Source organism: Cognatishimia sp. SS12, assembly GCF_028369055.1.
GTDB lineage: Bacteria > Pseudomonadota > Alphaproteobacteria > Rhodobacterales > Rhodobacteraceae > Cognatishimia.
The window spans coordinates 83,794-95,490 of record NZ_JAQNCZ010000004.1 but is presented as its reverse complement, the minus strand read 5'-3'; the positions used below and the strand labels follow the sequence as shown (position 1 = coordinate 95,490).

13 protein-coding genes are annotated in these 11,697 nt (G+C 59.2%); 12 read left to right on the top strand and 1 reads right to left on the bottom strand.

Going from position 1 to position 11,697, the window contains the following annotated elements; genetic code table 11:
* Window positions 1-196 precede the first annotated feature (196 nt).
* The 8 genes from N6L24_RS09890 (at window position 197) to N6L24_RS09855 (ending at window position 6,559) form a co-directional block, all read left to right on the top strand.
* Window positions 197-1,729 carry an acyl-CoA carboxylase subunit beta gene (locus N6L24_RS09890; protein ID WP_271844521.1) on the top strand — a complete coding sequence of 511 codons (1,533 nt, stop codon included), beginning with the start codon at window positions 197-199 and terminating at the stop codon, window positions 1,727-1,729.
* Window positions 1,730-1,804: 75 nt separating this feature from the next.
* A complete protein-coding gene (locus tag N6L24_RS09885; RefSeq protein WP_271844520.1) occupies window positions 1,805-2,176 on the top strand; it encodes a hypothetical protein in 372 nt (123 codons plus the stop codon).
* The gene (locus tag N6L24_RS09880; protein WP_271844519.1) at window positions 2,169-2,579 is read left to right on the top strand and encodes a DUF6497 family protein; all 411 of its coding nucleotides are present in this window, start codon (window positions 2,169-2,171) and stop codon (window positions 2,577-2,579) included. Before N6L24_RS09885 ends, N6L24_RS09880 begins: the two co-directional genes overlap by 8 nt.
* A 214-nt stretch (window positions 2,580-2,793) precedes the next feature.
* Complete coding sequence (locus N6L24_RS09875) at window positions 2,794-2,937, top strand: hypothetical protein (protein WP_271844518.1); 144 nt, start codon at window positions 2,794-2,796, stop codon at window positions 2,935-2,937.
* A 165-nt stretch (window positions 2,938-3,102) separates the two neighbouring features.
* Entirely contained in the window at window positions 3,103-3,396 is a 294-nt protein-coding gene (locus N6L24_RS09870) for a hypothetical protein (protein ID WP_271844517.1), read from the top strand.
* 36 nt (window positions 3,397-3,432) lie between these two features.
* The gene (locus N6L24_RS09865; RefSeq protein ID WP_271844516.1) at window positions 3,433-3,792 is read left to right on the top strand and encodes a hypothetical protein; all 360 of its coding nucleotides are present in this window, start codon (window positions 3,433-3,435) and stop codon (window positions 3,790-3,792) included.
* A gap of 397 nt (window positions 3,793-4,189) precedes the next feature.
* Window positions 4,190-4,399 carry a hypothetical protein gene (locus tag N6L24_RS09860; RefSeq protein WP_271844515.1) on the top strand — a complete coding sequence of 70 codons (210 nt, stop codon included), beginning with the start codon at window positions 4,190-4,192 and terminating at the stop codon, window positions 4,397-4,399.
* A 129-nt stretch (window positions 4,400-4,528) separates the two neighbouring features.
* Window positions 4,529-6,559 carry an acetyl-CoA carboxylase biotin carboxylase subunit gene (locus N6L24_RS09855; RefSeq protein WP_271844514.1) on the top strand — a complete coding sequence of 677 codons (2,031 nt, stop codon included), beginning with the start codon at window positions 4,529-4,531 and terminating at the stop codon, window positions 6,557-6,559.
* 39 nt (window positions 6,560-6,598) lie between these two features.
* Here N6L24_RS09855 and N6L24_RS09850 read toward each other — a convergent pair whose 3' ends face one another.
* Complete coding sequence (locus tag N6L24_RS09850) at window positions 6,599-7,021, bottom strand: DUF4174 domain-containing protein (protein ID WP_334312321.1); 423 nt, start codon at window positions 7,019-7,021, stop codon at window positions 6,599-6,601.
* Between the two features lie 155 nt (window positions 7,022-7,176).
* Between N6L24_RS09850 and scpA the strand changes: the two genes are divergently transcribed.
* From scpA to N6L24_RS09830, 4 genes are all read left to right on the top strand, one after another.
* Entirely contained in the window at window positions 7,177-9,303 is a 2,127-nt protein-coding gene (scpA, locus tag N6L24_RS09845; RefSeq protein WP_271844512.1) for a methylmalonyl-CoA mutase, read from the top strand.
* Window positions 9,304-9,476: 173 nt separating this feature from the next.
* The gene (locus N6L24_RS09840; protein WP_271844511.1) at window positions 9,477-10,001 is read left to right on the top strand and encodes a GNAT family N-acetyltransferase; all 525 of its coding nucleotides are present in this window, start codon (window positions 9,477-9,479) and stop codon (window positions 9,999-10,001) included.
* A gap of 8 nt (window positions 10,002-10,009) precedes the next feature.
* On the top strand, window positions 10,010-10,690 hold the full coding sequence (locus N6L24_RS09835) for a molecular chaperone DjiA (protein ID WP_271844510.1): 681 nt from the start codon (window positions 10,010-10,012) through the stop codon (window positions 10,688-10,690).
* Window positions 10,690-11,694, top strand: coding sequence for an endonuclease/exonuclease/phosphatase family protein (locus N6L24_RS09830; RefSeq protein ID WP_271844509.1), 1,005 nt, complete (start codon window positions 10,690-10,692; stop codon window positions 11,692-11,694). Before N6L24_RS09835 ends, N6L24_RS09830 begins: the two co-directional genes overlap by 1 nt.
* Window positions 11,695-11,697: the final 3 nt, after the last annotated feature.

Here is an 11,697-nt window from a genome sequence, read left to right as displayed (position 1 = left end):
TGTCCATCGCGCGGAAACGACAGCGGACCGTGCGTTGATGCACAGAGATGCGCAGTGGCGTGCACGCATGGGGGAGGTGTTTGCAGATTTGCATATTAGCAAAAATTGATTTTCAAAAATTTGCAAATTTGCCAATTAAGGCTTTGGGGCGGGCGTCTATGGCACTAAGGTTGCGGCAACGCCAAAAGGATCTGTGATGAAAGATATTCTGCAAGAACTCGAAGAGCGCCGCGAAACTGCCCGTCTGGGCGGCGGCCAACGCCGGATCGACTCTCAGCATGCGCGCGGCAAACTGACCGCCCGCGAGCGGATCGAACTGCTGCTGGATGAAGACAGCTTTGAAGAGTTTGACATGTTCAAAGCCCATCGTTGCACCGATTTTGGCATGGAAAAACAAAAGCCCGCGGGTGACGGGGTTGTCACCGGCTGGGGCACCATCAACGGTCGCATGGTCTATGTTTATTCGCAGGATTTCACCGTCTTTGGAGGCTCGCTGTCTGAAATCCACGCCGAGAAGATTTGCAAGATCATGGATATGGCGATGCAAAACGGCGCGCCGGTGATTGGCATCAACGATTCAGGCGGGGCGCGTATTCAGGAAGGCGTTGCCTCGCTTGCGGGCTATGCCGAAGTGTTCCAGCGCAACATCATGGCCTCTGGCGTGGTGCCGCAGATTTCGGTGATCATGGGGCCTTGCGCGGGCGGCGCGGTCTATTCGCCGGCGATGACCGATTTCATCTTTATGGTGAAAGACACATCCTACATGTTCGTGACCGGCCCGGATGTTGTGAAAACCGTCACCAACGAAGTTGTCACCGCCGAAGAGCTGGGCGGCGCAAGCACCCATACGAAAAAATCATCGGTCGCAGATGGGGCCTTTGAAAACGATGTTGAGGCGCTGGCCGAAGTGCGCCGTTTGGTGGACTTTCTGCCGCTGAACAACCGCGAAAAGCCACCGGTGCGCCCCTTCTTTGATGAACCGGGCCGGATCGAGGAAAGCCTTGATACGCTGGTGCCTGAAAACGCCAACACGCCCTATGACATGAAAGAGCTGATCCACAAGCTGGCGGACGAGGGTGATTTCTACGAAATTCAGGAAGATTTCGCCAAGAATATCATCACCGGGTTCATCCGCCTCGAAGGGCAGACCGTGGGCGTGGTCGCCAACCAGCCGATGGTCTTGGCCGGTTGTCTGGACATCGACAGCTCCCGCAAAGCGGCGCGGTTTGTGCGCTTTTGTGATTGCTTTGAAATTCCAATCCTGACGCTGGTGGATGTTCCGGGCTTTTTGCCGGGCACCAGCCAAGAATATGGCGGCGTGATCAAACATGGCGCGAAACTGCTCTTTGCTTATGGCGAAGCGACGGTGCCAAAGGTCACGGTGATCACCCGCAAGGCCTATGGCGGGGCCTATGACGTGATGGCGTCAAAGCACCTGCGCGGCGATTTCAACTACGCCTGGCCAACAGCTGAAATTGCGGTGATGGGGGCCAAGGGCGCAACCGAGATCATTCACCGCGCCGATCTGGGGGATGCCGACAAAATCGCCGCGCACACCAAGAACTATGAAGACCGCTTCGCCAACCCGTTTGTGGCCGCCGAGCGGGGCTTTATCGATGAGGTGATCATGCCGCATTCCACCCGGCGTCGCGTCAGTCGCGCCTTTGCCAGCCTGCGCAACAAGCAGCTGAAAAACCCGTGGAAAAAGCACGACAACATCCCGCTGTAACCGCTTGACCTAGAAGAATTATGCAGAGTTCAGCCTTGGCTGGGGTCTGCTTTGACACCTGCTTTCGGAGATCCCATGCCCCGCACGACCTGGCATATCACAAAAGACGCAGAGAGCCTGACGCTCTCGCGCCGTTTGCCTGCGCGGTTTGATGTCTGGGGTGAAACCGAATTGCCGCGCGGCAACCGGTTGCGGATCGCGCATCAGATCCGTCAGGATCTGTGGCGGGCCTTGCAGGATCTGCGCGGGTTTGCCCCCGTTGTCCAACTGACCGCACAGGGCGCATACCTGCGGGTGCGGGCCGGGGGGCAGATTGATGGGCGGTTTTCCCGGGCCTCGGTTGAGGCGCAGATTGCTGCGGTGCTTGAGGATGGGTCAAACCGCGCGCGTTGGTCTCGCTTTGCGGCACCAAAACCCGCTGTGACGGCGGAGGCTGCTGATGTTTGATCTGCGCGCCGCTCTGATCCCATGGCTTGTGTTCGGCGCGCCTGTGCCTTTGGCGGCCCAGGCGGTAAAACCGGCGATTGCGGTGCCGTCGGGGATCGAGATCGCGCTGCAAGAAGTGCGATTTGAACCGGGCGCTGAGGGCGGCAATGTGCTGCGCCTGCGCTATGTCGCGCCGCAGATCGGGCAGGGCGGGGCGGGTTTTGATACCGTCGCGCAGGACTTTGAAGTGCTCTGCAACACCCACGCCGCGCCCGAGTCGCGCGCGCGCGGTGTCAACGTCGACCTGGTGGTCGTTTCTCTTTCTGATCGCGCAACCGATTTTGGGGTGTCCTACCCCGATGCAACCCAGTATTTCGAGGCATTCACCTTTGAAACTGACATCTGCATCTGGGAGGGTTTCTAATGCGGCTACTAGATATAGCGGCCTCGCGCCCCAATCGGCAAACTTCTGCGGCTTTGTCGCCACAACACGCCTATGCCATGGGCAATCCGTTTATTTTTACTGCGTCTTCCGGTAGGCTGCGCCTGAGGTCTTTCCAAGATACCTCAAACCCGAAACTGGGGCAGGCAGGGCAATTGCGTCCTGTTCTTAATGATAAGAAAACTAGGAGAAACGGATGTCTAAGAGCATCAAAACACTACTCGCCATCGGCTTTGTTGCCGTTGTTGCAGCCTGTGCGCAAGAACCTGTCGAAGAATATGTTGTTGCAGAGCCAACACCTATCTCGACTGAGCCGACACACACCGGCAAATACAAGTAATTCCCGTCAGGGGCCGGCCCGGCCTGCCCCTGATACCCTTTCTGCGGACAGTCGGCTATGGACCGACCCGGCGACGGTACTGGCGACCGGACCTGCGGAAAAACTGGATTTTTATGTTAATTTCGCGCAAAATTGTCCCCCTCAGAACGAGGGAGGACCACAATCATGCGTATTATCTTTGCAACTCTGTCCACCGCGGCCCTTGTCGCAGCCTGCGCTGCGCCGCCGCCTGAACCGATCCAAAGCGAACCACGTTACGACAAATTCGGCAATTACGAGTGTGATGTCATTCCTGGCACCAACACCTGCTTGCCACCGGATGACGACACGCCCTGCATCTTGGCCGATGGCACCGTCTTGCCGCCGGGCACCCCATGTCCGCCTGATGGCGGGCGCGACCCGGATGACAGCTCTACTGGCGGCGGCACGTCCACGCCAGGCACACCCGGGCGCCCCTGACGCCATTGCCCGGTCTTTCACAAAGGAGGGCCGGGCATGATCAAACATCGCGGTTTCCCCGGCCGTCTGCCGGGCACGGATTTTCAATTCATCATTCGCCGCCCCAATCCGCGTGGCGTGACAGAAATCACCCGGCGCGAACGGTATCGCGACCGTAAGCCGGCGGATCGACGCGCGGACGCGGGCTTTATGAAGGCGCTCTGGGACCATTTTGGCGATCAACCCTTTGAACGCGGCAATCTGGACGCCGGGCGACTGAGCTGGCTGTTTGGCCGCGAGGTTGTGGCGGTAGAGGAGTCGTTTGACCCCAAGGATTACGAGGCCCTGCTGCAGATCAACGAATCTGTGGCGCGCGCGTCTTTCCCGGAAGTCTTTGAAGAGGACGACTGGGGATGAGCTTGTGTCGGCTATATCCCGCTGATTTCCTAGGAAATCCCATCGTGCTGCACATGCACGGTGGCGCAGTTTTGCCGACTGTTCGGAAAAATGCGCGGGTTGATGCTGACCGGATGACTGCGCGCACAGTTGCACTTGCGATAGGCACCACACGTGAAAATAGTAACGGTGTGGCATTTGAGGTGACCCCCAAAGATGCCTGTAACAGTGTATTCCGTTACCCTTCCCAAAGCAGATGGTCTGGCGATGTCCCCTCCAGACCATCTGCGCTTTCGCCCCGCGCGCACCATGCGCGAAGCTTTGCCGAAACCCGCCCGATTGACAGACCGCAATTGCTTGCGGCCCCGTCTTTGGCATGTTTGCGGGTAGGTCAAACAAACAAAAGAGGCGATAGCAGATGCGTTTCACCAAAATTGCGGCCCTCACGGTCGCGCTTGGCAGCGGCCTTGCGGCCTGCGGCGACACCGCGTTGGAACAAGGGCTCCTTGGGGCCGGTGCCGGCGCTGGCGCAGCCATCATCACCGGCGGCGATGCGGCCACAGGGGCCGTCATTGGCGGCGTGGGCAATGTCGCCTACTGCCAAACCTACCCAAGCCGTTGTAACTGACGCCAACATTCCGGCTGCGCCTGCGCAGCCCCTGACACATGTGACCATCAACGCCATTGGCGTTGGTGGTTTTTTTATTGCCGCGCCGGATCGCTCAGCGCGCCAGACCAGAACTGAAAGGGACATCTGATGTTCAACAAAATCCTGATTGCCAACCGGGGCGAGATCGCCTGCCGCGTGATCAAGACCGCGCGCAAAATGGGGATTGCGACCGTGGCGATCTATTCGGATGCCGACAAGAATGCGCTGCATGTCAGCATGGCGGATGAAGCGATCCATATTGGCCCGCCACCGGCCAACCAATCTTATATCGTGATCGACAAGGTGATGGAGGCGATCCGTCAATCTGGTGCAGAGGCCGTGCATCCCGGCTATGGCTTCCTGTCTGAGAACTCCAAATTCGCCGAGGCGCTTGAGGCGGCTGGCGTCGCCTTTGTCGGCCCGCCTGTGGGCGCGATTGAGTCGATGGGCGATAAGATCACCTCCAAGAAAATTGCCCAAGAGGCCGGGGTGTCGACCGTGCCCGGTTACATGGGGCTGATCGAAGATGCCGACGAAGCGGTGCGGATCTCAAACGACATCGGCTATCCGGTGATGATCAAAGCCTCGGCAGGCGGTGGCGGCAAAGGCATGCGGATTGCCTGGAACGACGCAGAGGCGCGCGAAGGTTTTCAGTCCTCCAAGAATGAGGCGGCAAATTCCTTTGGGGACGACCGGATTTTCATCGAAAAATTTGTCACCCAGCCGCGCCACATCGAAATTCAGGTCCTGTGCGACAGCCATGGCAACGGCATTTACCTCGGCGAGCGCGAATGTTCGATCCAGCGCCGCAACCAGAAAGTTGTCGAAGAGGCCCCATCGCCCTTCCTTGATGAAGAGACCCGCCGCGCGATGGGCGAACAGGCGGTCGCGCTGGCCAAGGCGGTTGGCTATGCCTCTGCCGGGACGGTGGAGTTCATCGTGGATGGCGACAAGAATTTCTATTTCCTTGAAATGAACACCCGCCTGCAGGTGGAGCACCCGGTGACAGAGCTGATCACAGGGGTGGACCTGGTGGAGCAGATGATCCGCGTCGCGGCGGGCAAAGAACTGGGCATCACCCAAGACGATGTCAAACTGACGGGCTGGGCAATTGAAAACCGGCTTTATGCCGAAGACCCTTATCGTGGCTTCCTGCCGTCGATTGGCCGTCTGACCCGCTATCGCCCGCCAGCAGAGACCGCAGCCTACGCGCCGGGCACAGCACCGGGCGACGCCGGGGATGTGGTGGTGCGCAATGACACCGGCGTCTTTGAAGGCGGCGAAATTTCGATGTATTACGATCCGATGATCGCCAAGCTGTGTACCTGGGCCCCAACCCGCGCCGCCGCGATTGAGGCGATGCGCGTGGCGCTCGACAGTTTTGAGGTCGAAGGCATTGGCCACAACCTGCCATTCCTGGCGGCGGTGATGGATCATCCGAAATTCGTGTCTGGCGAGATGACCACCGCCTTTATCGAAGAAGAATACCCCGAGGGCTTTAACGGTGTGGATCTGCCGCGCGCGCAGCTGCGCCGCATTGCAGCCGCGACAGCGGCGATGCACCGGGTGGCCGAAATTCGCCGGACCCGCGTGTCAGGCCGCATGGACAACCATGAGCGGCGGGTGGGCACTGATTGGGTCGTCACGCTGCAAGATCATGAATTCAAATTGAAAATCGATGCTGATCCCGAAGGATCGACGCTGAAATTTGATGACGGACAAAGCCTGCGCGTCACCAGCGACTGGACCCCGGGCGACCAGCTGGCGGATGTTACGGTGGACGGTGAACCGCTGGTGATGAAAGTGGGCAAGATGTCTGGCGGCTTCCGTATCCGCAACCGGGGCGCCGATATGCAGGTCTTTGTGCGCACCCCGCGTCAGGCGGAGCTGGCGAAACTGATGCCTGAAAAAATAGCGCCGGATACTTCCAAATTGCTGCTGTGCCCAATGCCGGGCCTGATCGTGAAAATCGACGTCGAGGTTGGCGATGAGGTGCAAGAAGGCCAGGCGCTCTGCACGGTCGAAGCGATGAAGATGGAAAACATTCTGCGCGCCGAGAAAAAGGGCACCGTCAGCAAGGTCAACGCAGCACCGGGCGACAGCCTCGCGGTGGATGATATCATTCTGGAGTTTGAATAAGGTGCTGCGGCGGCGCGCCTCAGATCGGCCCCTCGGGGCCTATGGCGTCAGCCGCCGGTCGCGCACCTCTTGCTGGCGCATCGGCAGCTTGTCGATGGAGCGGGAAATCTCGCGCACATCCCAGGGAAAGGGCTTGCGCAGGTATACCGTGCCGTCTTTGCCGATCAGCACCATCATGAAACCGCGTGGCCTAAGCGATTTGCGCAGCCCTGAAACGGTGCTGGCATCCGTGTCGGTCAGGATGATGACATCACGCTCGCGCAGCTCATCCTCGCGGGCGGTCAGATATTCCATCTGCTGCACGAAACGCGGGTCATTCGGGCTGTCGGCAAACACCACAATAGGCCGGTGCGTCCATTGGAATTCGGACAATTCCGGCGCATCCCCTTCAAAGAAAAGCGGCGGCTCCGGCGCGACCGTGCTTTCTTCGGCGGCGCTGGCAGGGCCAATTAATAATGGCAAAACAAGGGCTAAGACCAAGCGATTCATATATCCCATGTCTTTCAATATAGGGCATGCGCGCGTGAATGCGATGGCTCGTTTCAAAGGTCGTGCAAAAAGAACGATCGCGAATGCGGGCAAACCGGGCCAAATGCCCGACATGAGAGGACGATAAGATGACCACCCGTGACGATTGGGCAAAGCTGGCAGAAAAAGAACTGCGCGGCCGCCCCCTTGAGGAGCTGAACTGGAGCACCCTTGAGGGCATCAAGGTCAAGCCGCTGTACACCGAAAAGGACACGCAGGGCCTGCCGCATATGGGCAGCTTGCCGGGGTTTGGCCCGTTCACGCGCGGCGTCAAAGCCACCATGTACGCCGGGCGTCCCTGGACCATCCGCCAGTATGCCGGGTTTTCAACCGCCGAAGAATCCAACGCCTTTTACCGCCGCAATCTTGCCGCCGGTCAGCAGGGGGTTTCCGTGGCCTTTGATCTGGCAACCCACCGTGGCTATGACAGCGATCATCCGCGCGTCGTTGGCGATGTCGGCAAGGCGGGCGTGGCGATTGATTCTGTTGAGGATATGAAAATCCTCTTTGATGGCATTCCACTCGACAAAGTCTCTGTCTCGATGACAATGAACGGCGCGGTTATTCCGATCCTCGCGAATTTCATTGTGGCAGGCGAAGAGCAGGGTCATGATAAATCGGTGCTGGCCGGGACCATTCAGAATGACATCCTGAAAGAGTTCATGGTGCGGAATACCTATATCTATCCGCCAGAACCGTCGATGCGGATCATTTCGGACATCATTGAATATACCTCCAATGAAATGCCGAAATTCAACTCGATCTCGATTTCCGGCTATCACATGCAAGAGGCGGGCGCGAACCTCGTGCAAGAGCTGGCCTATACGCTGGCCGACGGCCGTGAATATGTGCGCGCCGCCATCGAAGCGGGCATGGATGTTGATAAATTCGCGGGCCGCCTCAGCTTCTTCTTTGCGATTGGCATGAATTTCTTCATGGAGGCAGCCAAACTGCGCGCCGCGCGCCTGCTGTGGCACCGCATCATGACCGAGTTTGGCGCGAAATCCGAACGCTCCAAAATGCTGCGCACCCATTGTCAGACCTCGGGCGTCAGCCTGCAGGAACAAGACCCGTACAACAACGTGATCCGCACCGCCTATGAGGCGATGTCAGCCGCGCTGGGGGGCACGCAATCTTTGCACACCAACGCGCTGGATGAGGCGATTGCGCTGCCCACCGATTTTTCGGCCCGCATCGCGCGCAACACGCAGCTGATCTTGCAAGAAGAAACCGGCGTGACCAATGTGGTCGATCCGCTGGCGGGCTCTTACTATGTGGAAAGCCTGACAGATGAGCTGGCGACCAAAGCCTGGGCCTTGATCGAAGAGGTCGAGGAAATGGGCGGCATGACCAAAGCCGTGGCCTCAGGCATGCCAAAACTGCGCATCGAAGAAAGCGCCGCCCGCCGTCAGGCGATGGTGGATCGGGGCGAAGAGGTTGTGGTTGGCGTCAACAAATATCGCCTGTCTGAACAAGACCCGATTGATATTCTGGATGTCGACAACGTGGCTGTCCGCGAAAGCCAGATTGCGCGGCTGAAATCCATTCACGCAAGCCGCGATCAAGCGGGTTGTGAGGCGGCCTTGGCCGAGCTCAGCCGCCGCGCCAGTGAAGGGGGCAACCTGCTGGACGCCGCCGTCGAAGCCGCCCGTCAACGCGCCTCTGTAGGAGAGATCAGCATGGCCATGGAAAAAGTGTTTGGGCGTCATCGCGCCGAAGTCAAAACCCTCGCCGGTGTCTATGGGGCCGCCTATGAGGGCGACGAAGATTTCGCTAAGATTCAGAAATCCATAGAAGATTTCGCCGAAGACGAGGGCCGCCGCCCGCGTATGCTGGTCGTCAAGATGGGTCAGGATGGCCATGACCGCGGCGCGAAAGTCATCGCCACAGCCTTTGCTGACATCGGCTTTGACGTCGATGTTGGCCCGCTCTTTCAGACGCCGGAAGAGGCCGCGCAGGACGCCATCGACAATGACGTGCATGTGGTAGGCATTTCCTCGCAGGCCGCCGGGCACAAAACATTGGCCCCGCAGCTGATCGAGGCCTTGCGCGCCAATGATGCGGGCGAAATCATCGTGATTTGCGGCGGCGTGATCCCGCAGCAGGATTACGAGTTCCTCAAAAATGCGGGGGTCAAGGCGATCTTTGGGCCGGGCACCAATATCCCCGAAGCAGCGCAAGATATTCTGCGTCTGATCCGCGACGCCCGCAGCTGATTAAGGCCCGCGCCCATTGAAACAGGCCCCCATTGTGGGGCCTGTTTGCGTGTCTGCCCGCGCATTTTGGGCCCATGATTGATTTTTTGGCCAAGGCGCGTAAGCTTAGGGGCCGCCCAGCAGCGCGAAACGCGCTCGGTTTTTTGCTGGGCCCGTGTGGTAAAGGGGGCGATATGTTCATTCGCAGAGCGCAGCAGGCGGACACCGCGGCCATTGCCGCGATCTGGAATGCTGAGATCCGCAGCGGCATCAGCACATTCAACACGCTGGAAAAATCCGACCGCGACATCACCCAGTTGATCATCAACCGCAAAGAGGCGGTGCAGGTGGCTGTGGAGGAGGGCGAGATCATCGGCTTTGCCACCTATTTTCCCTTTCGCGCGGGCGTCGGCTATCAGTTCAGCAAGGAACACACGATCTATCTGGATGACGCCGCGCGCGGCAAAGGGGCCGGGCGGGCGCTGATGCTTGAGATTGAGCGTCTGGCAACGGCGGAGGGCGTGCATTCGCTTATGGCCGGCATTGCGGGTGAAAATGAGGCGGGCATTGCCTTTCATACCGCGATGGGGTTTGAACATGTGGCACGTATCCCCGAAGTCGGCTACAAGTTTGGGCGTTGGATGGATTTGATTTTGATGCAGAAATTCCTTCAGCGCCCAACAAAAGATGCCGCGCCTGCTGCCGAGGACGAGACCTAGGAAACGCCATGTCGATTTGGATCCGTATCAACGAAGCGCTCTCTGCGCTGACCCAAGGCGCGAGCCTAAGCGAGGTCTTTGCCAGGCTGCGCACCCCACCAGAACGGTCGGTTGCGTTTACCATTGCCGTGATCGCGCTGGGGGCAAAGATGGCCAAGGCTGACGGGCTTGTGACACGCGATGAGGTGACGGCCTTTCGCGAGGTGTTTCAGATCGCCCAAGAGGATGAGGCCGGGGCTGCACGGGTGTTCAACCTGGCGCGGCAAGACGCGGCTGGGTTTGAAGATTACGCCCGGCAGATCCGCAACCTCTTTTCCGAGGATCACACCTGTTTTTGCGACCTGATGGAGGGGCTGTTTCACATCGCCATGGCCGACGGGCAGTTTCATCCCAACGAAGATCTGTTTCTGGAGCGTGTGGCCGAAATTTTCGAAATGGATCCGGCGCGATTTCAAGCGATCAAAACCCGGTTTGTGCCGGATGCAGAGCCGGACCCATATACTGTGCTCGGCGTTGCGCCGGATACGCCTCTGGCTGACATCCGCAAAGCCTGGCGGCAGCTGGTGCGCGACACCCATCCTGATGCCATGATGGCGCGCGGCGTGCCCGCCGAGGCGATCAAACTGGCCGAGCGCAAGATGATTGACGTCAATCGCGCCTGGGATGCGATCAACAGCCAGGCGGCCTGATGCGGCTGGCGACCTACAACATCGAGTGGTTCTCCAGCCTATTTGATGATGCGGATCAACTGGTGCTGGATGGCAGCTGGTCCTCGCGCCGCGATGTCACCAAACAGGATCAGGCGGCTGCCATCGCCACCGTCCTGCGGGCGCTTGATGCCGACGCGGTGCTGGTGGTGGAGGCCCCGGATCAAAACGGCACGCGCAGCACGGTTGCCGCGCTGGAGAATTTCGCCGCCCATATGGGCCTGCGCACCCGTGCGGCAGTGATCGGTTTTTCCAATGACACCCAGCAGGAAATTGCGCTGCTCTATGATCCGGAGGCGCTGAGCGCGCGTCATGCGCCGATGGCCAGCCCGGAGGCACCGCGCTTTGATCAAAGCTTTGCCATTGATCTGGATGTGGACGCCCATCAGGATCTGGTGGTGTTCTCTAAGCCGCCGCTGGAATTGGCGCTGACCACAAAAGGCGGCACAGAACTGCGCCTGATCGGGGCGCATTTGAAATCCAAGGCCCCGCATGGTGCACGTAACCGCGATGAGGTGATGCGCATTTCCATCGCCAATCGGCGCAAACAACTGGCGCAGGCGGTCTGGTTGCGCCGCCGGATCGAAAGCCTTCTGGCCGCAGGGGAGGCGCTGATTGTTGCCGGGGATCTCAACGATGGGCCGGGCCTTGATGAATACGAGGATCTCTTTGGACGCTCCTCTGTGGAAATCATACTGGGCGAGGATGGGCCTGACGGGCTTTATGACCCGCACGCCCGCCGCGCGCTGGAACGTCGCTTGGGCGCGTCGCCCACAACCTCGCGGTTTTTCATCCATCAGGAAAACCGCTACCTGCAGGCACTGCTAGACTATCTGATGATTTCGCAAGACCTGCGGGCGCGCCAGCCCAAATGGCGCATCTGGCATCCGTTTGATGATGTGGCCTGCTGGAATGACGCTGAACTGCGGGCGGCGTTGCTGGCCGCGTCAGATCATTTTCCTGTCACTTTGGATCTGGCGATCTAAGTT

Excerpts from the sequence above, each read along its gene's own strand:
- N6L24_RS09870 (WP_271844517.1), top strand. The coding sequence starts at position 3,103 with ATGCGTATTATCTTTGCAACTCTGTCCACCGCGGCCCTTGTCGCAGCC.
- N6L24_RS09880 (WP_271844519.1), top strand. The coding sequence starts at position 2,169 with ATGTTTGATCTGCGCGCCGCTCTGATCCCATGGCTTGTGTTCGGCGCG.
- N6L24_RS09890 (WP_271844521.1), top strand. The coding sequence starts at position 197 with ATGAAAGATATTCTGCAAGAACTCGAAGAGCGCCGCGAAACTGCCCGT.
- scpA (WP_271844512.1), top strand. The coding sequence starts at position 7,177 with ATGACCACCCGTGACGATTGGGCAAAGCTGGCAGAAAAAGAACTGCGC.
- N6L24_RS09865 (WP_271844516.1), top strand. The coding sequence starts at position 3,433 with ATGATCAAACATCGCGGTTTCCCCGGCCGTCTGCCGGGCACGGATTTT.
- N6L24_RS09860 (WP_271844515.1), top strand. The coding sequence starts at position 4,190 with ATGCGTTTCACCAAAATTGCGGCCCTCACGGTCGCGCTTGGCAGCGGC.
- N6L24_RS09840 (WP_271844511.1), top strand. The coding sequence starts at position 9,477 with ATGTTCATTCGCAGAGCGCAGCAGGCGGACACCGCGGCCATTGCCGCG.
- N6L24_RS09830 (WP_271844509.1), top strand. The coding sequence starts at position 10,690 with ATGCGGCTGGCGACCTACAACATCGAGTGGTTCTCCAGCCTATTTGAT.
- N6L24_RS09855 (WP_271844514.1), top strand. The coding sequence starts at position 4,529 with ATGTTCAACAAAATCCTGATTGCCAACCGGGGCGAGATCGCCTGCCGC.
- N6L24_RS09835 (WP_271844510.1), top strand. The coding sequence starts at position 10,010 with ATGTCGATTTGGATCCGTATCAACGAAGCGCTCTCTGCGCTGACCCAA.
- N6L24_RS09885 (WP_271844520.1), top strand. The coding sequence starts at position 1,805 with ATGCCCCGCACGACCTGGCATATCACAAAAGACGCAGAGAGCCTGACG.
- N6L24_RS09875 (WP_271844518.1), top strand. The coding sequence starts at position 2,794 with ATGTCTAAGAGCATCAAAACACTACTCGCCATCGGCTTTGTTGCCGTT.